Origin of the sequence: Luteibacter pinisoli, assembly GCF_006385595.1 — a bacterium.
GTDB classification, from domain to species: domain Bacteria; phylum Pseudomonadota; class Gammaproteobacteria; order Xanthomonadales; family Rhodanobacteraceae; genus Luteibacter; species Luteibacter pinisoli.
In genome coordinates this window covers 3207128-3227401 of record NZ_CP041046.1, presented here as the reverse complement: position 1 = coordinate 3227401, position 20274 = coordinate 3207128, and the positions used below count along the sequence as shown (strand labels likewise).

22 protein-coding genes are annotated in these 20274 nt (G+C 66.3%); 11 read left to right on the top strand and 11 right to left on the bottom strand.

What is annotated here, in order from left to right:
- The 3 genes from FIV34_RS14730 to FIV34_RS14720 all read left to right on the top strand — a co-directional run bounded on the left by FIV34_RS14730 (position 1) and on the right by FIV34_RS14720 (position 1276).
- Positions 1-300, top strand: a complete 300-nt coding sequence (locus FIV34_RS14730; RefSeq protein ID WP_139984024.1) for a DCL family protein — start codon at positions 1-3, stop codon at positions 298-300.
- Positions 301-516: 216 nt separating this feature from the next.
- Entirely contained in the window at positions 517-792 is a 276-nt protein-coding gene (locus FIV34_RS14725) for a hypothetical protein (RefSeq protein ID WP_139984021.1), read from the top strand.
- A gap of 10 nt (positions 793-802) precedes the next feature.
- A complete protein-coding gene (locus FIV34_RS14720) occupies positions 803-1276 on the top strand; it encodes a hypothetical protein (RefSeq protein ID WP_139984019.1) in 474 nt (157 codons plus the stop codon).
- A gap of 10 nt (positions 1277-1286) precedes the next feature.
- Here the strand turns inward: FIV34_RS14720 and FIV34_RS14715 are convergent, their stop codons facing one another.
- A complete protein-coding gene (locus FIV34_RS14715; protein WP_139984017.1) occupies positions 1287-1697 on the bottom strand; it encodes an ExbD/TolR family protein in 411 nt (136 codons plus the stop codon).
- Positions 1698-1839: 142 nt separating this feature from the next.
- Between FIV34_RS14715 and FIV34_RS14710 the strand changes: the two genes are divergently transcribed.
- Together FIV34_RS14710 and FIV34_RS14705 are read left to right on the top strand one after the other, a co-directional pair.
- On the top strand, positions 1840-2808 hold the full coding sequence (locus FIV34_RS14710; protein ID WP_139984015.1) for an RDD family protein: 969 nt from the start codon (positions 1840-1842) through the stop codon (positions 2806-2808).
- A gap of 55 nt (positions 2809-2863) precedes the next feature.
- Positions 2864-3685, top strand: a complete 822-nt coding sequence (locus FIV34_RS14705) for a DUF3014 domain-containing protein (protein WP_139984013.1) — start codon at positions 2864-2866, stop codon at positions 3683-3685.
- A 42-nt stretch (positions 3686-3727) separates the two neighbouring features.
- On the opposite strand, the gene FIV34_RS14700 is transcribed toward FIV34_RS14705, so the two are convergent.
- From FIV34_RS14700 to FIV34_RS14690, 3 genes are all read right to left on the bottom strand, one after another.
- Positions 3728-3970, bottom strand: a complete 243-nt coding sequence (locus FIV34_RS14700) for a hypothetical protein (protein ID WP_139984011.1) — start codon at positions 3968-3970, stop codon at positions 3728-3730.
- 233 nt (positions 3971-4203) lie between these two features.
- A complete protein-coding gene (locus tag FIV34_RS14695; protein WP_139984008.1) occupies positions 4204-5121 on the bottom strand; it encodes a peptidylprolyl isomerase in 918 nt (305 codons plus the stop codon).
- 58 nt (positions 5122-5179) lie between these two features.
- Entirely contained in the window at positions 5180-6598 is a 1419-nt protein-coding gene (locus FIV34_RS14690; RefSeq protein ID WP_139984006.1) for an aldehyde dehydrogenase family protein, read from the bottom strand.
- A gap of 109 nt (positions 6599-6707) precedes the next feature.
- On the opposite strand from FIV34_RS14690, the gene FIV34_RS14685 reads away from it, so the two are divergent.
- Positions 6708-7595: a LysR family transcriptional regulator gene (locus FIV34_RS14685; protein ID WP_139984004.1), complete on the top strand. Its 888-nt coding sequence runs from the start codon at positions 6708-6710 to the stop codon at positions 7593-7595.
- Between the two features lie 79 nt (positions 7596-7674).
- Positions 7675-9924 carry a DUF5916 domain-containing protein gene (locus tag FIV34_RS14680; protein WP_246058631.1) on the top strand — a complete coding sequence of 750 codons (2250 nt, stop codon included), beginning with the start codon at positions 7675-7677 and terminating at the stop codon, positions 9922-9924.
- Between the two features lie 14 nt (positions 9925-9938).
- Here the strand turns inward: FIV34_RS14680 and FIV34_RS14675 are convergent, their stop codons facing one another.
- Positions 9939-10145 carry a helix-turn-helix transcriptional regulator gene (locus tag FIV34_RS14675; protein ID WP_139984001.1) on the bottom strand — a complete coding sequence of 69 codons (207 nt, stop codon included), beginning with the start codon at positions 10143-10145 and terminating at the stop codon, positions 9939-9941.
- Positions 10142-10588, bottom strand: coding sequence for a hypothetical protein (locus FIV34_RS14670; protein WP_139983999.1), 447 nt, complete (start codon positions 10586-10588; stop codon positions 10142-10144). Before FIV34_RS14670 ends, FIV34_RS14675 begins: the two co-directional genes overlap by 4 nt.
- A 166-nt stretch (positions 10589-10754) precedes the next feature.
- On the opposite strand from FIV34_RS14670, the gene FIV34_RS14665 reads away from it, so the two are divergent.
- Complete coding sequence (locus tag FIV34_RS14665) at positions 10755-12572, top strand: glycoside hydrolase family 15 protein (RefSeq protein WP_211352640.1); 1818 nt, start codon at positions 10755-10757, stop codon at positions 12570-12572.
- Between the two features lie 15 nt (positions 12573-12587).
- Here FIV34_RS14665 and FIV34_RS14660 read toward each other — a convergent pair whose 3' ends face one another.
- The 3 genes from FIV34_RS14660 to FIV34_RS14650 all read right to left on the bottom strand — a co-directional run bounded on the left by FIV34_RS14660 (position 12588) and on the right by FIV34_RS14650 (position 15698).
- Positions 12588-13778 (bottom strand): DUF1501 domain-containing protein, encoded by a 1191-nt coding sequence (locus tag FIV34_RS14660; RefSeq protein WP_139983997.1) that lies wholly within the window; start codon positions 13776-13778, stop codon positions 12588-12590.
- 9 nt (positions 13779-13787) lie between these two features.
- Positions 13788-15302: a DUF1800 domain-containing protein gene (locus tag FIV34_RS14655; protein ID WP_139983995.1), complete on the bottom strand. Its 1515-nt coding sequence runs from the start codon at positions 15300-15302 to the stop codon at positions 13788-13790.
- A 96-nt stretch (positions 15303-15398) separates the two neighbouring features.
- Positions 15399-15698 (bottom strand): hypothetical protein, encoded by a 300-nt coding sequence (locus FIV34_RS14650; protein ID WP_139983993.1) that lies wholly within the window; start codon positions 15696-15698, stop codon positions 15399-15401.
- A gap of 96 nt (positions 15699-15794) precedes the next feature.
- On the opposite strand from FIV34_RS14650, the gene FIV34_RS14645 reads away from it, so the two are divergent.
- Positions 15795-16391 carry a class I SAM-dependent DNA methyltransferase gene (locus tag FIV34_RS14645; protein ID WP_139983991.1) on the top strand — a complete coding sequence of 199 codons (597 nt, stop codon included), beginning with the start codon at positions 15795-15797 and terminating at the stop codon, positions 16389-16391.
- Here FIV34_RS14645 and FIV34_RS14640 read toward each other — a convergent pair.
- A complete protein-coding gene (locus FIV34_RS14640) occupies positions 16388-17161 on the bottom strand; it encodes a CPBP family intramembrane glutamic endopeptidase (RefSeq protein WP_139983985.1) in 774 nt (257 codons plus the stop codon). The two genes, FIV34_RS14645 and FIV34_RS14640, sit on opposite strands and share 4 nt — an antisense overlap.
- 122 nt (positions 17162-17283) lie before the next feature.
- On the opposite strand from FIV34_RS14640, the gene FIV34_RS14635 reads away from it, so the two are divergent.
- On the top strand, positions 17284-18855 hold the full coding sequence (locus tag FIV34_RS14635; protein ID WP_139983983.1) for a hemolysin family protein: 1572 nt from the start codon (positions 17284-17286) through the stop codon (positions 18853-18855).
- Here FIV34_RS14635 and FIV34_RS14630 read toward each other — a convergent pair.
- Positions 18852-19283 carry an MAPEG family protein gene (locus tag FIV34_RS14630; protein WP_139983981.1) on the bottom strand — a complete coding sequence of 144 codons (432 nt, stop codon included), beginning with the start codon at positions 19281-19283 and terminating at the stop codon, positions 18852-18854. The two genes, FIV34_RS14635 and FIV34_RS14630, sit on opposite strands and share 4 nt — an antisense overlap.
- Before the next feature lie 108 nt (positions 19284-19391).
- Here FIV34_RS14630 and ypfJ point away from each other — a divergent pair, with 108 nt between their 5' ends.
- The gene (gene ypfJ, locus FIV34_RS14625; protein WP_139983979.1) at positions 19392-20273 is read left to right on the top strand and encodes a KPN_02809 family neutral zinc metallopeptidase; all 882 of its coding nucleotides are present in this window, start codon (positions 19392-19394) and stop codon (positions 20271-20273) included.
- The last annotated feature ends 1 nt before the right edge of the window (position 20274 follow it).

Below are 20274 nucleotides of genomic sequence, written 5' to 3'. Positions count from 1 at the left end.
ATGGGGCGGTCCATCCCGGTGCAAATTGGCGACACCTTATTCGGCTCAAAGAAAGCTGCCAAGGATCACTTTAAGGCGATGCTCGGGCGGTACGATATCGGCGACCGGGTGTCGGAAGATGATGCGAAGCAGCTACGCGAGCTTCTCAAGCGTCACGGTGAGTACGGAACGAAGAAAGGTGTCGGGGTTGCCCACTTTGAAGTATTGGGTGCGGATTACGGCTCCCGTTGCTTTCATGTGGTGCGGATTGACGGAAGTTTCGAGGACTTTTCGTATCCATACTGTGTGGATCAGCGTTAGATTCTTTCTTCTTAGCCTCCGGCTGTTGAGTTCCTCGTGATATTGGCCAATGGCTTATGAGACCTTCTCGTAGGTAAAGCAGTCATCCACACGGTGTTTTCCACATCTATTACCGGAACACGTATCAGGTGCCTGGCAAGCTACGCGCGTTCATTGACCATGTTCGCGCCGCCAACTGGCAGGTGCCCGGTTGACTGACACACACGGAGGTACACCGTGCGCCACTGGTTCGTTATGTTGCTCTTTCTGATGCTATCCGCCACCGCATATGCCGCCGACTCGTCCCGGCGCATCCTGTTCATCGGCAACAGCCTCACCTACGTCAACAACCTTCCGTCGGCTACTGCATCACTGGCCCCGCCCGATGTCGTCGTGGACGCATTCGCGATTCCTGGTGCCTCACTCGTGGACGATGCGCCGAAGCCCCGCGTTAGCGAATTGCTGGCCTACGGGCCACTACACGGATGTCGTTTTCCAGGAGCGCGGCGGTGACGCCGTGTGCATGGGGCAGGGCTGTTTCGATGGGGACGAGTTCAGGGCGACCGAGCGTGCGAGCAAAGCGCTGGCCGAAAAGGCAAAAGCCGGCGGAGCGCGCGTCTTCTACCTCGGCACGTACCAGCCGAACCCGGCGATCGCTCCTGTGCTTGTCGCAGGAGAGCGGCGCATCGCCACGCTCATGGGTGCCCGCGATATCGAGATCGGCCAGACATGGAGTGGCCTCCGCCAGGCCGACCCCAAGACAGCCTGGCTACATAGCGATGGCCAGCACCCCGGCCACGCCACCACGGCCCTGATGGCCATCCGCGTCTGGCAGGCCGTGTCAGGTGAGCGGGTGAGCAAGGCACCGTGCGTTGGCGGTGAGCTTTACTACCACGCGCCCAGCGAGGACGGCTTCTTTCATGTCGACCGGCAGGCGACGCCCGTGACATGCCTCGTAGCCCCCTCGGTCGCGGAAGGCTTCGCGAAGCTGCCCTGACAGGCAGGTGCTAGTCGGACGCGAAATCGACGCCGGTGACGCCGTGGGCCCTGGCTAACGCCAGCACGCGGGCGACGTCTTCGTACGACGCCTCGTCGCGTGCATGGAGTTCGACGTGCGGTATGCGCGTGGCGTCATCGCGGCCCCGGGCGGACGCGACGTCCAGCTGCGTGGCTAGCGTGGCATCGCTCACCAGTGTGCCGTTGAGGAACACCATGCCGCCCGGGTCCACCGTGATCCGCAACGGATCGGGGCGCCTGGCCTCCGAGGCGGACGGGGAGGGCAGGTCGATGCGGTTCTTATGCGCAATGACCGGTGCCGAGATCATGAAGATGATGAGCAACACCAGCAGCACGTCGACGAGTGGGGTGACGTTGATGCCGGCGAACGGGGACGACTCGACCTTTGCAGAGAAAGCCATACTTCCTCCCGACGGTTTCGATGTGGGAATGCCCTGATGCCGGGGCAATGGGGGATCCCCGGCGGCCCGACTATGCCGTGACCAGGGGGACTTCCCGCAAGACCCGGCGTGGGTGCATCATCGGCGGATCAGAGGGAGCGGCATGGATACCGAATTTGAGAAGGAGGCGGTGGTGGTGACGCCAGCCCCGCTGGCTGCCATGTGGCGGCGCTACGTAGCGTTTCTTGCAGACTGGATCATCCTCTCGCTCGGCGGCTACATCGTCGGCATGTTGCTGTTTGATCCCCTCGTTCGCCTGGGCCTGTGGACCCGCGTCATTGGCGTCGTGATCGCCACGGTCTATTTCGGCATCTTCGATAGCGGCTGGGGTGGTGCGAGCTCGCCCGGCAAGAAGATGCTCGGCATCCGCGTCGTCGATGACGGCGGCCGCGTCCTCGGACCGATCCGGTCCGTCGTTCGCGCCGCGCTGATCTGCGCGCCGTTCATGCTGACCAACCTGTTCCCGATGGAAGGCGAGCGCCCCTGGGGCGCACTGGCGCTCAACGGCCTGATCGGCGGCTGGATGTCCGCCACGCTTTACCTGCTCGCCTTCAATCGCGGCACCAGGCAGGGCCTGCACGACCTGGCGACGCGTAGCTTCGTCGTCCACGGCCGGGCAACGCGCCAGGGCCTCGCAACCTACACCTTCTGGCAGCCGCACATCGTTATTGCAGTCGCCTTTGTCGCGCTATCGGTACCGGCCGGCATGGCCGGGCTCCCGATGTACATGCACTTCGCGCCTGGCTCGGTCAGCCCGGTCACGTCGACGACGACGGTGCCCGATACCGGCCCCGTGCAGGTGCTGGGCTCCCGCCTGACGTGGAAGCTGAAAACGGCCCACGACAAGAACCCGCCGGAGTGCCTGACCGCCTGGTTCCACCTGGCGGGCACCGGCGTCGACGACGAATCCGTGGCGAGATCCCTCGCCATGCGGATGGTTGCGCATTACCACTGCCGGGTCGTGACGAACCTGACCGTGCGCATGCAATACGGCTTCGATCTGGGTTTTTCCAGCGGTACGCGCTTCCGCGATTTCGTCATCGATGAAGCGGACCTGACCCGGTCGCCTTGAACCAACCCGGCGATTCGTAGTCCCATGGGGGCTGGTTTCACCGGAGTTGAGTACGTTGAGCAGTCAGTCGTCGGGTTCGAAGTGGTTGGCAGGCGTGTTGGTCGTCGCCATCGTGGGCTTGGGTGGAGTGTTTCTCTACCGCGAGAAACAGGCGCGGGATGCCGCGCAGCCGCCGCAGCCTGTCGCGGCCGCCTCGGCAGCGTTGCCATCGACGGCCGTGCACGACACCGCCCTGCCTCAGCATCCGATCGGCCCGGCTGGCGCCTCCACCGCGGCGCTGCCAGCGCTGGACCAGAGCGATGACGCCATCCTCGCCGGCTTGCTGGCGCTCACCAGCGATGGTGCCCTGAAGACCTTGCTGCGCCCCGAAGCCATTGTGCCGCGCATGGTGGCCACCATCGATGCGCTGCCGAAGGCCAACGTCGGCATGAACGTGTTGCCGCTGCGCACGCCCACGGGCCGCTTCCAGGTCCAGTCGGACGACGGCATGTTCGTCGAGTCGAAGAAGAACCTCGACCGCTACGACACCTACATGTACGTGGCCGACCACGTGAACCCCAAGGCCGCCGCGGCCTGGTACAAGCGCAACTATCCGCTCTTCCAGCAGGCTTACCGGGACCTGGGCACGAGCGGCTATTTCAACGACAGGTTGATCGAGGTCATCGACCACCTGTTGGCGGCGCCGGAACCCAAGGGCACGCTACAGCTGATTCCTGCCAAGGTCGGCTACATCTACGCCAACGACACCTACGAGCAGCTATCGGCCGGCCAGAAATTCATGATCCGTGTCGGCGCGGAGAACGAGGCAAACCTGAAGGGTAAGCTGAGAGCGCTACGCGAGGCGGTCGTCTCGGATAGGTCTGCAGAGGACAAGTGATAGGACTGGCGGGGAACGGTGTAGCGGTGGGCGTACGCTCGCTCAATAACGCCTCAGTTCCATGTTGACGACTTCACCTTCCTTGATACCGGCGCTCGTGACGCTGATGGTGTCGTCATATTCGTCTCCGCCAATCGCATCGGTCAACATCATCCTGGCCACATCGAAACGGGGGTCCATCTGGGAGATCCTTGCCTTTATGAGCTGCATGGTATCGGCGCCGTCGACGTCGAGGCTGATCACATTCGATAAACCGTTGACGGTCATATTTACGTCGATCTTCATGTCCATCTCCATTAAGCGTCTTGGTGGTGTCCTTTGGTATATCGCGCGCGCGCCGATGCCCGCTGAATGGCTTCGTCGTGGCGGCAACTGAGTGCCTCACGGCTGATTCGGTTGGAGTTTTTCCGGTTTTCAGGCTGCATGAAAAAAGAAGGGCCACCCTGTTAAATGGCCCTCATGCCTTAGCGATTCGCCTGTCGTGAGGATCGCTCGCGGGCGCGCTCCAACGAGATTTGTTACTTCTTCGACGGATCTCGCACCGGCACGCTGATATTGCACAGGTCGATCTTCCCCGCCGGGCGGGTGTAGAAGTCGTCCCTGCGATTGCGCTTGGCATCGACCACGGCCGCGAAGGTCTTGCTGTCCGTGCGCAGCACCTGGATCGGCGTGCGTTCGGCTTCCGGCACATCGGCCGCGATGCGCACGCTCTTGATCGTCACGCGCTGCTCGGGCTTGTCGTAGAAGCCCATCGGCTCGCCGCCGCGCGGGTAGGCCGAGAGGAACTCCATCCCCTTGATGACCTTGCCGGCCACGGCCAGGTTGCGGTCGAGGTTGCGCGGGGCCTGGCCGATGATCGCGTACAGCGAGCTGCCATTGCCGGTTTCCGCGCCAGTGTCGCGGGCCACGCCCACGGTGCCGTAGCAATGCGCGATCCAGGCTTCGCCGGCCTTCGGGTCACGCGCCACCGGGAAGCCGTCGGAGAAGCCGACTTCCGGCGCATAGACGTCGCCATCGTCGAGCTTTGTGAACGGGTAGGCCTTGCCGCCCTTGCGGGTGAACTCCGGCGTCAGCGTCTCTTTCGCCGTGCCGATGCTCTTGGCCTTCTTCTTGTCGTCGCCGTCGGCATCGCCCCACTGGGTGACGAAGTTGTCCTGCACGCGGATCACCTGCGTGCCATCGAAGTAATGCTCACGTATCAGGGTGCGGATGTTCGCGGCATGCGCCGGCGTCCAGTCCTGGGCCAGCTCGATGATGACGCGGCCCTGCGGCAGGTCCATGTACACCAGGTTCTGCGGATCCGGCGTGCGCCACTCGGTGGGAGCGGCCTTGGCCAGCAGCTCCTTCGGCGTGGGCGACTTCTTCGCGTCGTCGGCGAGGGCGGGCAGGGCCACCGCGGCGGCAAGGGCGAGCGCGAGGCAGGTACGTGCGAGCATGGGATCCCCAGGGTTGGTATGGCCCCCGAAAAATAGCATGCCCGCACCGTGCCGTAGATCAGAGGCCAATGATCGCCTTCGGCTCCAGGTAAGGCTCCAGCCCCAGCACACCGTTCTCACGCCCCAGGCCTGACTGCTTGAAACCGCCGAACGGTGCCTTCGGCTCGTGGGTCAGCGTGTTGACCATCACGCGGCCCGAATCGATGCGTGCGGCAACGCGGGCACCGCGGGCCAGGTCCGTCGTGGCGATGTACGCCGAGAGGCCGTACGGCGTGTCATTGGCGATGGCGATGGCCTCCTCTTCGTCGTCGTACGCGATGATGGCCATCACCGGCCCGAAGATCTCGTCGCGGGCGATCACCATGTCGTTGCGCACATCGGTGAAGAGGGTAGGCCGCACCAGCCAGCCACGGGTGTTGCCTTCCGGGCGTCCTTCGCCGCCAGCGAGCAGCCGTGCGCCTTCGGCGATGCCGGTGCGGATGTAGCCCTGCACGCGGTCCCACTGCTTCTGGCTGACCATCGGGCCAATCGTCGTTTCCGCACGGGACGGATCGCCCGACACACACGCGTTCACCGCCGCCGTCGCCAGCGTTTCGAACTCGGCGAGGCGCGAGCGCGGCACGAGCAGGCGCGTACCGGCGATGCATGCCTGCCCGCTGTTCATGAAGCCGGCCTGGATCGCCATGGGCACGGCGGTGGTGAAGTCGGCATCGTCCAGGATGATCGTCGGCGACTTGCCGCCCAGTTCCAGCGTCACGCGCTTCACGTCGTCCGCCGCTGCGCGGAGGATGCTCTTGCCCACGGCGGTGGAGCCGGTGAAGGAGATCTTGCGGATGTCCGGGCTTGCCGTCATGGCCACGCCGACGACATCGCCGCGGCCGGTCACGATATTGAACACGCCGGCCGGTGCGCCCGCCTCATGCAGGGCTTCCATCACGACGCGCGTCTGCAGGGCGCTCATCTCGCTGGGCTTGATCACCGCCGTGCAACCCGCGGCCAGTGCCGACGCCAGCTTGCCGGTGATGAAGCTCGCGTTGCTGTTCCACGGGGTGATGAGGCCGACGACACCCACGGGCTGCATGACGACGTGAGCGATGCCCATGTCGCGCTCGAACTCAAAATGCTCCATGGCATCGATCGCGCCGAGGAACACCTGCGCGGCGTACTGGGCCATCCACCGCGTGCGCGAGACCGGCGCGCCGTACTCCTCGGTAATGGCGGCGCACAGGGCATCCTCGCGCGCGGCGATCGCGTCGTGCATGCGGCGAAGCAGGGCGGCACGTTCCGCCAGGCTCGTCCGCGACCAGGCCGGCAGCGCGCGCTTTGCGGCGGCGATGGCCAGGCGGGCGTCCTCGGCGTCGGCCAGCTGCACGGTGCCGATAACGGCCTCCGTGGCCGGGTTGAAGAGGTCGAAGCGCTCGTCGCCATGCGGGGTGACGAAGGCGCCGTCGATGTAAATCTGGTTGAGGTCGTACATGGCGAATCTCCAGCGGGGAAAGGGGGCTTGCTCCCCACCAAGGATGTGGCCGGAACACTGGCCTGATAAGCTGGACAAATCCGAATGCGGTATGAAGCAGGAGCGGACAATGCGCAGTGGCCTGACCGAACTCGAAGCCGTGCTGGCCGTGGCCCGGCACGGCAGCTTCCGCGCCGCGGCGGCGGAGCTGGAAATGTCCACCTCGGCCTTGAGCCAGTCCGTGGCCGCGCTGGAGGCCCGCATCGGCACCCGGTTGTTCCATCGCACCACCCGGAGCGTCCGCCTGACCGACGCCGGCATGCGCTTCGCGGACGACGTGGGCCCCGCCGTCTCGGGGATCCGCGACGCCATGGCCCGGGCTGGCGAGGCCAGCGACGAGCTGGTCGGGAGCTTGCGCCTGAATACGTCCGCCGGGGCCGCGCGCCGCCTGATGCAGCCGCTGCTCGTCCCCTACATGCAGCGCTACCCGCGCGTGCAGGTGGAACTGGTGACCGAGGCCAAAATGATCGACATCGTCCGCGACGGGTACGACGCGGGCTTTCGCACCACCGATATCGTCCCGGGCGACATGGTGGCCGTGCCGCTGGGTCCGCACATCCGCCACCTCGTGGTTGGATCGCCGTCGTATTTTGCGAGACATGGCCGTCCGGACAACCCGGGCGACCTGGCCCGCCACGTCTCGGTGCGCGCACGGATGGCCTCGGGCCATATCTACCACTGGGAGTTCGAGCGCCACGGCGAGGCGCTCAGCGTGGACGTGCCCGGCGTGGTCACCCTCGACGAACCGCACCTGCTGCGCGAGGCGGCGCTGGCGGGGCTGGGCCTGGTCTACCTCAGCGAGTACGACGTCGAAGCCGACATCGCCGCGGGGCGGCTGGAAAGCGTGCTCGGCGAGTGGACCCCGCCCTTCGAGCGGCTTGCCCTGTATTACCCCGGGCGCCGCCACGTGCCCGCCACATTGCGGGCTTTGGTCGACCTCATCAGGGAGCGAGCCTAGGCGCCTGTGCCACCGGTCATGGCAAACCTTTGCGATCCGGCAGGCATCCTAGGCGCAGGAATTCACGAATGGACCCCGCATGCGCTGTCGCTTCGCCCTCTTTCTGGCGGCCCTGGCCCTCGCCCCGATCGCCAGCCATGCGGAGACCGCCACGTCCGGGCAGGTGGTGATCGATGGCCACATCGACCCGGCCGAGTGGGCCGGCGCCCGGCGCATCACGGATTTCAGGGACACGCAGCCGCGCACCGGCAAGCCTGGTAGCCAGCCGACGGAAGCGTGGGTGCTGTCCACCCCGAAAGGCCTGGCGGTCGCCATCCGCGTCACCCAGTCGCCGGATATCCCGCGCTCGCGCCAGGCCACGCGGCGTGACGAAGACGCCCTGGTCGATCGCATCAACGTCATGGTCGATTTCGACGGCGACGGCCGCACCGGCTTCGATTTCGAGGTGAAGTCCACCGGCGGCATCGCGGACGAAGTGATCACCAACGAATCCGATTTCAGCTACGACTGGGACGGCATCTGGGAACACGCGGTTTCCGAGGACGCCGAGGGCTACAGCGTCGAAGTGCTGATCCCCTGGTACGTGGCGCAGATGCGCAAGCCCGAGGGCGATACGCGCACCATCGGCCTGTACATCGACCGTGTCATCGCCAGCACCGGCGAGCGCATGGCATGGCCTGCGGTGAGCTTCGACCAGGGCCGCTTCCTGTCGATGTTCCAGAAGGTGCAGCTTCCCGCGTACGAGCAATCCCTGTTTGCGGTGACGCCGTATGTCGTCGGCAAGGTGGAGCACGGCCACGGCGGCGCGGCGTTTGAACAGGGCGCCGATATCCTGTGGAAGCCGAACGGGCAGACCCAGCTGACCGCGACGATCAACCCCGATTTTGGCCAGGTGGAAAGCGACGACCTGGTCGTGAACTTCTCCCCGGAAGAAACCTTCTTCACCGACAAGCGCCCGTTCTTCACCGAGAACCAGGGCATCTTCGATTTCAGCCTGCTCGATGACTACACGCAGCTGGTGTACACGCGCCGCGTCGGTGGTGAATCGGACGACGGCCACGGCCCGGCGGATATTTCAGCCGCCGTGAAGGTCAACGGCAGCGTGGGGCAGACCAGCTACGGCATCCTTACGGCGCAGGAAAAGGGCGACGCCGGGCGCAGCTTCGGCGCCCTGCGCCTGCTGCGCACCGTGGATACGCAGAGCTTTGGCATGCTCGCCACGCGGGTGAATCATCCCTACGAAGACCGCGACGCCAACGTGCTTGGCTTCGACCATCGCTGGCAGCCGAACGAGGCGTTCAACATCACCAGTAACGTGGTGGGCAGCAAGATCGACCAGCCGCAGGCGAACAGCACCGGCATGGGGGCCACGTCCATCGCGTACTGGCAGATGAACGATACGTGGGCGCAGCAGTGGCTGGGGATGTACTTCGGCAAGCGCCTGGACATCAACGATTTTGGCTACCTACCGCGCAATGACATGGCGTACTTCCACTACGAAGTGCGCCAGCGCGTGACGGGTATGGCGGCGGACTCGACGTATAGCTCGCTGCTGTGGCGCTATCGCATCTCCGAGCTCAACAACACCGAAGGGCTGCGGATCAGCCGCCGCTTCCGCGTGCAGCTCAACGGCAACCGCCGGGATGGCAGCAACGAGCAATGGCGCCTCGACGGCTTCACTGCCTCGTACGACGACCTGCTCACGCGTGGTGGCAACCCCGTGCGCAACCCGCCGACGGCGAAGCTGCAGTATGAGCGGACGCGCCCGCGCATCGGCCGCTGGAGCTGGGAGGCGGAAGGCTATGTGAGCGGCAACGAGCTCACCGGCTTCCATCGCCTGGGGTACTACTTCAAGTTCGTGCCCACGTACTTCATCACCGACGCGTTCAGCGTGTTCGCCGGTGCCAGCTACGAGTGGGACCCGAACTGGCTGATCTGGCAGCACGACAACCTGGTCGGCTCCTACGATGGCCGCACCGTCGGCATCGACAGCGGCGTGAACTGGAACTTTGGCAGCCGCCAGGAACTGCGCGTGAAGCTGCAGACCCTCGCCGTGGGGGCGACGCTGCGTGGCGCCTACGAGATCGACCGCAACGGCCGCGCCGTGCCCAGCAACGAGCCCGTCGATGGCCTGGGCGTCGCCAACCTCGGCTTCCAGGTGCGCTACCGTTACGAGATCGCGCCGCTCTCCAACCTCTACATCGTGTACAACCGCGGCGGTTACGAGCAGGACACCAACGACGAAGTCGACTCCCAGTTCCGCCACGGCTTCTCGCTGAAGGACGTGAACGAGGGGCTGGTCAAGGTCGCTTACCGCCTGGAGTTCTGAGCGACCTTCGCGCGTCAGGCCAGTTCGAAGATGTCTTCGACGGCGACGCCGAGGGCGCGTGCCAGCTTCAGGGCAAGCAGGGTCGACGGCACCATGCGGCTGGCCTCGATGGCGTTGATCGACTTGCGCGTGGTGGCGACCAGGTCCGCCAGGTCGGCCTGGGTGAGGTTGCGTTCCGCGCGCAGTACCTTGAGCCGGTTGGTGAGGGCGGGATCGCTCACGGCGCACGGTCCATGACGAGGAACGTGACCAGGAACGTCGCCGCACCTATGACGACGAACAGGGCCAGCAGCACGGCGACGGGGCCGGGAAATGGCAGCGCCTGGGAAAGCAGCGCGTACGCGGCCATGGGAGCGAGCGTGGCCACCAGCGCGTAGCGGCACGCGCGGTCGATCGCGGACTGCCGCCCTTCGTCGCGGCGCACGGCCTCCCGCTTCGCGACGAAATCCCTGCGTCCCCACAGGGTACGGCCCACGGACCACGCGATGGTCAACGGTATCGCCAGTGCCGCGCCGAAGAAGAACGGTGCGGTAGCGCGTATGGGCGCCTGCATCCACACCATCGCGGCGCCGATAAGCAGCACAAGCATGAGCAAGAGCGCGCCGGTGATCCCACGGCGCTCGCGGCGAATCAGCAGGTCGGTCGTATCGAGCGGTTCCTTCATCGCGGCACCCTGTTCCGTTTGATGTGGTGGCGGGAGCGTATAACGCATCGGTGTCTTTATGCAACCTATCGGTTACATGCTGCTGTTCTGCAGGCCCGGGCCATTCCGCTTCCTCTTCACACCGGCCGTGTCATTGGTTGCGCATCACGAGTACCGGAGTACGTGCGTGCCACATCAAGCGAATCCGGTCCCCGGCCGGACGATCGGCGAGCACGGCATCGTCGGTGACCTCGACACCGCGGCGCTGGTGGCCACCGACGGTACGGTGGATTTCATGTGCTGGCCGCATATGGATAGTCCCACCATCTTTGCCGCCTTGCTGGATCCGGTGCAGGGCGGCGAATTCAGCGTCGAGCCGGCGCTGGACGATCCGCGCCGCATGCAGCTCTACGTGCCCGAGACCAACGTGCTGATGACCCGCTGGATGTCCGAGGCGGGCAGCGTGGAACTGACCGATTTCATGCCGCACCCGGAGGCGGGCGTGCGCGTACCGCGTGCGCTGCTGCGCTGTGTCCGCGTGCTGCGGGGCAGGGTGGATATTCGCGTCGGTTGCCGGCCGCGCTTCGATTACGCGCGCGACGTGCCTGATGTCGAGGCGTACGGTGACAGTGCGGTGTTTCACGCAGGCAAGCACTCGCTGCGCCTTGCCGCGACCGTGCCCCTGACGATCGGCGACGGCGAAGCCGAGGCGCGCTTTACGCTCGGTGCGGGCGAGCACGCATGGTTCATGCTTGGCGACGAATCGCACGATCCGCTCACCCCGGAAGAGTGCGAGGCTGCCTACACCGCGACAGCGGAGGCATGGCGCCGCTGGACCCGCCGCTCCACGTACCGGGGCCGCTGGCGCGAACGGGTTGATCGTTCCGCCCTCGTGCTCAAGCTGCTTACCTCGCATAAGCACGGCTCCGTCGCTGCTGCCGCGACGTTTGGCCTGCCTGAGGCGACGGGTGCCGGGCGTAACTGGGACTACCGCGCGACGTGGATGCGCGACGCGTCGTTCACCGTCTACGCCTTCATGCGCCTCGGCTTCGTCCAGGAGGCCGAACACTTCCGCCAGTGGACCGAGGACCGCCTTGCCGCGCTGGATAAGCACGATGCGTTGCGCATCATGTATTCGCTGGACGGCAGCGAGGCGCGCGCGGAATCCACGCTGGACCACCTCGCCGGCTATGCGCAGTCACAGCCCGTGCGCATCGGCAATGCCGCGCGCACGCAGACCCAGCTCGATATCTACGGCGAGCTGATGGATAGCCTGTACCTGGCCAACAAGTACGGCACCGCGTCGAGCCACGCCGGCTGGCGCCATGTGCGACACATGGTGGACCACGTGTCGCGCCACTGGAGCGATGCCGACGAAGGCATCTGGGAGATCCGCGACAAGCCGCGGCATTTCCTGCACTCGCGGCTGATGTGCTGGGTGGCGCTGGATCGCGCGATTCGGCTGGCGGGCAAGCGCTCGCTGCCGGGCCCGATCGTCGAATGGGCGGCGGAGCGCGACCGCATCGCCGAAGACATCTGGGCGAACTTCCGCCATCCGGAAAAAGGCCACTTCGTACAGACCGAGGGCGGCACCGACCTCGACGCGTCGCTGCTGATGATGCCGCTGGTCCGCTTTGTATCGGCGACCGATCCCGTGTGGCTGGCCACGCTGGATGCGATCCGCGACGAGCTGACGGACGATGGGCTGGTCTTTCGCTACCGCAACGCGGACGGCCTGGAAGGCGGCGAGGGCGCGTTCACCACCTGCACGTTCTGGTACGTGGAGTGCCTCGCCCGCGCGGGGCGCCTGCACGAGGCGCGCGAGATCATGGCGCGCGGCGTGTTGTATTCGAATCACCTGGGGCTGTTCTCCGAGGAGCTCAGCCTGCGTGGCGATCCGCTCGGTAATTTCCCGCAGGCGCTGGCCCACCTGGCCTTTATCAGCGCGGCGTTTTACCTCGACCGCCAGCTGTCGCATCCCGGCGGCCAGACCTGGCAGCCCTGATCCTCGGGGCTGCGATCACACCAGCTGCAGGTCACGCGGTTTCGCCGCCGGGAACACCGTGCCCAGGTCGCTGGCGGAGAGGCCATACATGCGCTGCATCAGGCCGCCGAGCACGTCACGGTAGTTGTTGAGCACGGGGTAGTCGCGGTTCTGCAGCAGGCTGCCGGCGTTGATCGCCACCTGGTTACCGGCCACCCGGCCGCCGTGTACCTTGCCGCCGAGCACCCAGTACGTCGTGCCGTGACCGTGGTCCGTGCCCTTGTTGCCGTTCTCGCGAAAGGTGCGGCCAAACTCGGAGACGACCACCACCACGGTGTTGTTCCATTCGGCATCGCCCAGGCCGTCGGCAAACGCCGCGAGGCCCTGCGAGAGGTTGTCGAGGTTGTTGGCCAGCTGCCCATCGGCGCCGCCCTGGTTCACATGGGTATCCCAGCCGCCGACGTCGACGAAACCGAGGCGGAAGCGATCCTTCATCAGCGTGGCCATGCGTTGGCCCTGCTGCGCGAAACCGCGTGCGTTCACCGCGCCGCGGCTCGCGGCGACCATTTCGCTTTGCAGGTCCTGGGCCACCTGCTGGCGCAGTTCCAGGCCATCGGTGGCCGCGGCCTGCAGTGGCGTGCCCTCGTACATGCTGGCCAGGATCTTCGACTGGCGATCGTCGAACACCGCCTTGCTGCCGCCCTTGAGCGAAATGTTCGGGACATCGCCGGTGCCGTGGAAAGAAAGCGGGAGGGCATCGGTGAACGCGATCGGCGGCACGCCGCGCAGCACGCCGCTCAGGCGGCCCATGAAGCCCGAGGCATAGCTGCGCGCGTCGCCCGCTTCGCCGGACTCGATGTTGTCCTGCGTTTCGAAATGGCTGCGCGAGAGGTCATCGGTACCGGCGAACGGGATGAAGGCGAGCTGCTTCTTGTCCCATAGCGGGCCCATCGTCTGCGCCACCGCAGGCGCCAGCCCCCAGTTCGCATCCAGCGCTCGAACGGACTTCGGATCACCGGGCGTCGGCCTGGCCAGCGCCAGCGTCGGCCGTGACTCGTAGTAGAAGTCGCTGCCGTAGGGCACCAGCAGGTTATTGGCGTCGTAGCCGCCGCGCAGGAAGACGAGCAGGAAGCGCGGCGATGTCGCTGGCGCGGCGAACACCTTGCCGCCCAGGGTGAGGGCGGGCACGGTGGCGGCAAGGGTGAGCAGGAACTGGCGGCGGTCCATGGCGGAACCTCAGCGATAGTTGAATTCGGGCGAGGCGAGCAGGAAGGTGTTCCATTCCTGCTGCGACGTCGCTTGCGAGAGTGCGTTGCGGGTCTTCGGGCCCAGTGACGGTTCGATCGTCGCGTAGTAGGTCGGCGTGGTGAGTTGCGGGAAGCCACCCACGGAACGCGTGCCGTCGTCGTCCAGGTCGAACAGATGGTTGGCGCCGCTGCCGATCGCGCGCGCGATCTCGAAGCGCTTGGCGACCTGCCCCGAACTGGACCATTCCGAATCCGTGCTCGGCCATCCATCCGGCGTGATCCGCCCGAACGGCGCCTGGCCGAGCTGGTTGATCCAGTTCACCAGCGGACGCGGATTCTGCACGGGCTTGCCGTCGTAGGCCAGGCGCATCGTCGAGACGAGGAACTGCGTGGGATCCTTGTAACGCTTGCCCAGCGACGCGGTGAACTCCTTCGACGTGAGCATCGTTTCCATCACCGCGGCGATATCGCCGTCCGTGTGGCGGAAGGTCTTCGCCATGGCCGCGATGAGCGACGGCGGCGGATTGTCGGCGACAAAGTATTTTGCCAGCGAGGTGGAGACGAAGGTCGCGCACGCCGGCTGGCGCACGATCAGGTCCACCGCCTTTTCCACTTCGTCGAAGCCGCCGCCCTTGATCGTCGTGCCGAGCAGCACCTTGTCGCCGAAGTCGTGGCGGTTCGGGTTGAACTCGAACACGCCTTCCTGCAGGTAGTACGGCTGCATGTCCGGGCGCAGCCTGCGCGGCTGGCCATCGAAATTCACACCCACGCCGGTGAGCACGCGGGCCAGGTTCTGCACATCGCCCTGGCTGTAACCGCTGTTCACGCCAAGGGTGTGCAGCTCCATGAGTTCGCGGGCGTAGTTCTCGTTCACCTTGTCGCGCGCGTTCTGCGCGTTGTCGAGGTACTCGAGCATGGCCGGGCTTTTCAGCGTCGCCATCACCAGGTCGCGGAACTTGCCCAGCGCATGGGGGCGAATCGTGTTCTGTGCGTAGTCGCCCACCAGCCAGCGCACGCGCCCCTTGTTCTGGAACACGCTGAAGTGGTTCAGCCAGAACCACACCATCTGTTCGCGAAGCTGGTTCTCGTCGTAGATGGCGCGCAGGAGTTCGGCGGCCTGGGCTTGCTGGGCATACTGGTTGCCCTGCTTTTGCATAGCCTTGCGCGCCTCCTGCTTGGCGTCGCCGTCGGGCATGTCCTTGATGTCGCGGTACTGGTCGCGCATCTGCGCCAGCAAGGTGGCGGTCGGCGTCTTCATGGCATCGAAGCCGGCGATCTGTGCCTGGATCGCCTGCGGCAAGCCATCCGTGCGCGGATGCAGCTGCGCTTCGAGAAAGCGGCGCCTACCCAGGTCGCGGTAGCTGGCCACCGTGGCGCTGTCCACGCCAAAGGTGACCCGATCCAGCCAGGCGGCGTCTTCGGGCGTCAGCGGCTTGTCCGCGGCGCTGGCCGCGGCGGGAAGGCAGAGCAGGGCGGCCAGGCAGGCCACGTGGGCTGAACGCATCGGGGTCTCCGTTCGAAGCGCGATAACCTTCAAACGGAGCAGCATGGAAGGCGGTTTACCGCCGGGGTTTGCGGCGGTTCACATTTCCGCACCCGTTCAGATCTCGTTTTCGTCCGGATACACGAATTCGATGGCTGCTTCGCGCGTGCCGGCGGTTTCTTCGGCCACTTCACGCACCCGCTCGCCGACCTTGTCGTTGGGCACTTCGATCTCGACCGTATACGTCCGTGAAGCGACGTCGTCGGACAGGTCCAGGGAGCTGGAATCGTCACGGATATCGCTGCCGAAATCGTCGATCTCTTCCACGTATTCGATCCGGTCCAGGCCGTGGATCGCGTTGATCACGTCATCAAACACGTCGCGGTCGCCGGTGATGCGAAGCTGGATGCGGGGCATGGGACTCTCCTGTTGCGATGGGTCAACGATGCGTCGGCGGGCGTGTGCTGAAGGTGTACGCCCGCTACCATGGGCGTTTCCGGTGGGACGCGCGCCATGCCCAAGACTTACGACCAGGCCTACTTCGACAAGTGGTACCGCAGTGCGGGCCATGCCGTGCGCTCCCCTGCGGAACTCACCCGCAAGGTCGCCATGGTGCTGGGCCAGGCCGAGTTCTATCTTGGACGCCCCGTCCGCAACGTGCTCGACATCGGCTGTGGCGAGGCCCCCTGGCGGGCCGTGCTGCGCCGGCTGCGCCCCGGCATCGAATACCGTGGCCTCGAGGCCAGCGAATACGCGGTGATGCGCTATGGGCGCTCGCGCAACATCGGTTACGCCCGGTTCGGCCAGCTGGCCGAGCTGCGCTTCGACACCCGCTTCGACCTGATCGTCTGCACCGACGTGCTGCACTACCTGAAGCCCGCCGAGATCCGTGCCGGGCTGACCGGGATCGGCGAGATGGCCGAGGGCCTGGCGTTCCTCGAGGTGTACACCCGCGAGGACGACCCCGGCGGCGACCGCGAGGGCTTCTTCAATCGCTCCGCCAGCTGGTACCGCAGCCAGTTCGACGAGGTGGGGCTGATTCCGGTCGGCTCGCAGTGTTACGCCAGCCCCCGGCTGGCGCGCAGCGTGGCCTCGCTGGAGCGCCTCTAGCTAAACCAGGCCAGCGTCGCCAGCGAATTGTTGGCGGCGTGGCAGACAAAGCCGGGCCAGAGGGAGCGGGTGCGTACGCGCAGCCACGCGCAGAAGGCGCCAACCAGGATCAGGTTTGGCACGGCGTACCAGACCCCGCCCAGGTCCGGCAGGTGGATCACCCCGAAGATGACGGCGGAGATGGCGATGCCCCAGCCGTCGCCCAGCCGGGTGCGCAGCACCGCGAGCAGGGCGCCACGGAACAGCACCTCCTCGACCAGCGGGCCGACCAGCACGGCGACGGGCAGCAGGGCGATGCGCATGGCGATGTGGGCGTTGTCGGCCAGCTCGCTGACGGACTGGCTCACGGGGTGGTCCCCGGCCAGCATCTGGGTCAGCAGCCCGCCGGCGACGGGTGCCACGATGCCCATCAGCGCGCCGAACAGGATCTGGCCGCCGGTGGGCTCGGTGAAGCCGATGCCACCCGGGCCGCCGTCGCGGAGCAGGGGCCCCCAGCGTTTGGCCACCAGGGCCAGGGTGATGGCGGCCGCGCCGGCCAGGGTCAGGATCACCACCGCCACCAGCCGGTCCGCCGCGCCCGGCACCACGTCCGGGAACGCCTTCGCCAGCGTCTGCGAGAGCAGCGCCAGCGCACCGCCCAGGGCGAACTGAAGCGCGAAATACGCGACCAGTATGAGAATTGTCTCGCCCCAGCCCGGGCCGGGGCGTCGGGACGGGCCGGCAGGCAGGCTATGGGCGGGGAGGGGCGGAAGGGCGTGTTCGTCGGGCATGCACCACCGTAGCGGAGGGGGTTCCACCGGCGCAACGCGGCTTCCGGCACAGGCTTTCACAAAGGGCCTGTATAGTTACCCGTCCCTGACAGGAGGAAAGGTGGCGCCCCCGGCGCCGACCCATGTTCGCATTCGACTGGCTAGCCGACCCTTCGGCCTGGGCGGGTCTTCTCACGCTGATCGTGCTGGAGATCGTCCTCGGTATCGACAACCTGGTGTTTGTCGCGATCCTCGCCGACAAACTGCCCGCCCGGCAGCGCGACCACGCGCGGCTGATGGGCCTTGGCCTCGCGCTGGTGATGCGCCTGTGCCTGCTGGCCGCCATGTCCTGGCTGGTCACGCTGACCCAGCCGCTGTTCCAGTGGAACGGGTTCGCCCTGTCCTGGCGCGACATCATCCTGCTGGTCGGCGGTGCCTTCCTGTTGTTCAAGGCCACGCTGGAGCTGCACGAGCGGCTCGAGGCGGGCGACGAGCATGACGGCAAGGCGCAGCGCCGGGTCAGTTTCTGGCTCACCGTGGCGCAGATCGTCATCCTCGATGCGGTGTTCTCGCTCGATTCGGTGATCACGGCCGTCGGCATGGTCGACCACCTGTCGATCATGATGGTCGGCGTGGTCGTCGCCATGGCCCTGATGATCACCGCGAGCAAGCCGCTCACCGCGTTCGTCAACGCGCGGCCGACGGTGATCATCCTGTGCCTGTCCTTCCTGCTGATGATCGGCTTCAGCCTCATCGCCGAAGGCTTCGGCTTCCACATCCCCAAGGGTTACCTGTACGCCGCGATCGGCTTCTCGATCATGATCGAGGTGTTCAACCAGACGATGCGCCGCAACCGCCGCCGCTCGTTGCTGCTGGGCGGCCGGATCATGCGCGACCGCACCGCGAAGGCCGTGCTGCGCCTGCTTGGCGGCACGGTGGACGAGGAAGGCGAGGGCAAGAAGGCGCCCGATACCACTCCCACCGATCCCGCCGTGTTCGGCCGCGACGAGCTGGAAATGGTCCAGGGCGTGCTCGACCTGTCGCAGCGCCCGGTCCGCTCGATCATGACCCCGCGCACCGAGATCGTCTGGGTCGATCCGTCGGACGACTTGCCGAACCTGCTTAGCGAAGCGCGCGAGTCATCGCATCACTGGATGCTGGTGGCCAACGGCGACCTTGATGAGCTGATCGGCGTCACCTCGTCCCGCGACCTCCTGGCCAGCCTCACCGAGCACGGCCGCCTGGTCACCGAAACCGCGGTGCGCAAGCCGATCACGGTGCTGGCGTCGCTCAGCGTCCTGCGCCTGATCGACGAATTCCGCCGTGCGCCGCTGCAGGTGGCCCTGGTGGTCGATGAGTACGGCAGCATCCTCGGCCTGGTCACGCCGGCCGACGTGCTGGAAGCCATCGCCGGTGAATTCCCGCACGAGAGCGGGGAGGGTGACCCGTCGGCGGTCAGCGAGCCGGACGGCGCGTGGCTGCTGGACGCCAGCCTGGACGTGCGCCGGGTGGAACACCTGCTCGGCCACCGCCTGCCCGGCGCCAGCGATGGCAACTTCGCCACCCTGGCCGGCTTCGTGCTGCAGCGGCTGGGCCGTCTGCCTGGCGTGGGCGACACGTTCGAGAGCGAGCGCCTGGCCTTTGAGGTCACCGCGATGGACGGCGCCCGGATCCAGCGCGTGCGCGTGGCCGAGCTCCCGCCCGAAGAGGATTAACCCTGCTGCGCGGCGTCCTCCGCGGGCGCCGCGTTGTTCTCCATGATGGCCATGCCGATCCCGCCGGCGGCCATCAGCATCAGCACGCCCCAGGCCAGCATCGATACCAGGTAGCCCGGGCCGCGGCGCGAGGCATCGCGCAGGTAGGAGACGGCGTACCAGATGCGGCCAGCGAGCCAGACCAGGCCGGCGATACCCGCCCACAGCGGATCCACGTACTGGGCCGCCAGCCACAGGGCCGGGATGAACATCACGGCGTTCTCCAGCGTGTTCATCTGCACCCGCCAGGCCCGCTCGAAGGCCGGATCGCCGGAAATGGCCGGCGCCTTGATGCCGTAGCGGCTCCGGGCCCGACCCACGCTGTAAACCGTGAAAAACATCAGGAGCAGGGTGAGCAGGGTGACGACGGCGGGGAGCTGACTATTCATGAAACGATCCGGGGGACGACGCAAACCCCGGAGTTTACCGGCAACCGTCCGTGCGATCATGCCGACGGTGTCTCGGCCGGGACACGCGGGAAGGGAAAGGAGGGCGCCATGCTCTGGGACAAAGGCCGTAGAAGCGACAACGTGGAAGACGCCGGCGACAGCGGCGGCGGTGGCGGCCCCTCGTTTGGTGGCGGCCGGGGACTGGGTATCGGCGGCATCATCCTGCTCGCGATCCTGGGCCTGGTGTTCTACAAGGACCCGACGGCCCTGCTGAGCCAGGATGGGGCCGGCGCGCCACCCCAGGCGCAACAGCGACAGACACAGCCCGCGCGGCCCGCCGCGGCCAACGACCCGCAGGTGGACTTCGTCCGCGCCATCCTCGGCGAGACGGAAGACACCTGGGGCGAGATCTTCGCGGCCAATGGCCAGGAATACACCCAGCCCAAGCTGGTGCTGTTCCGCAACGGCGTGCGCACGGCCTGCGGTTCGGCCTCGTCGGCGGTGGGCCCGTTCTATTGCCCGGGCGACCAGCGCGTCTACCTGGATCTCGGCTTCTTCCAGCAGATGCAGCAACAGTTCCACGAATCCGGTGACTTCGCCCGCGCCTATGTGATCGCGCACGAAGTGGGCCACCACGTGCAGAACCTCGTCGGCGTGTTCGCCAAGGTCAACGAGGCGCGCCGGCGTGGTGCGCGCATGGAAGGCGCGAACGGCCTTTCGGTGCGCCAGGAGCTGCAGGCCGATTGCTTCGCCGGCGTGTGGGCCAACCACTCGCAGCAGCGGCAGCACTGGTTGCAGGCCGGCGATATCGAGTCGGCGATGAATGCGGCGACGGCGATTGGCGACGACGCATTGCAGGAGCAGGCGCAGGGCCGCGTGGTGCCGGATTCGTTTACCCACGGCACGTCCGCGCAGCGCGTGCATTGGTTCAAGGCCGGCTTCGACTCCGGTGACATTGGCAAGTGCAACACTTTTTCAGGTTCGATCTGAC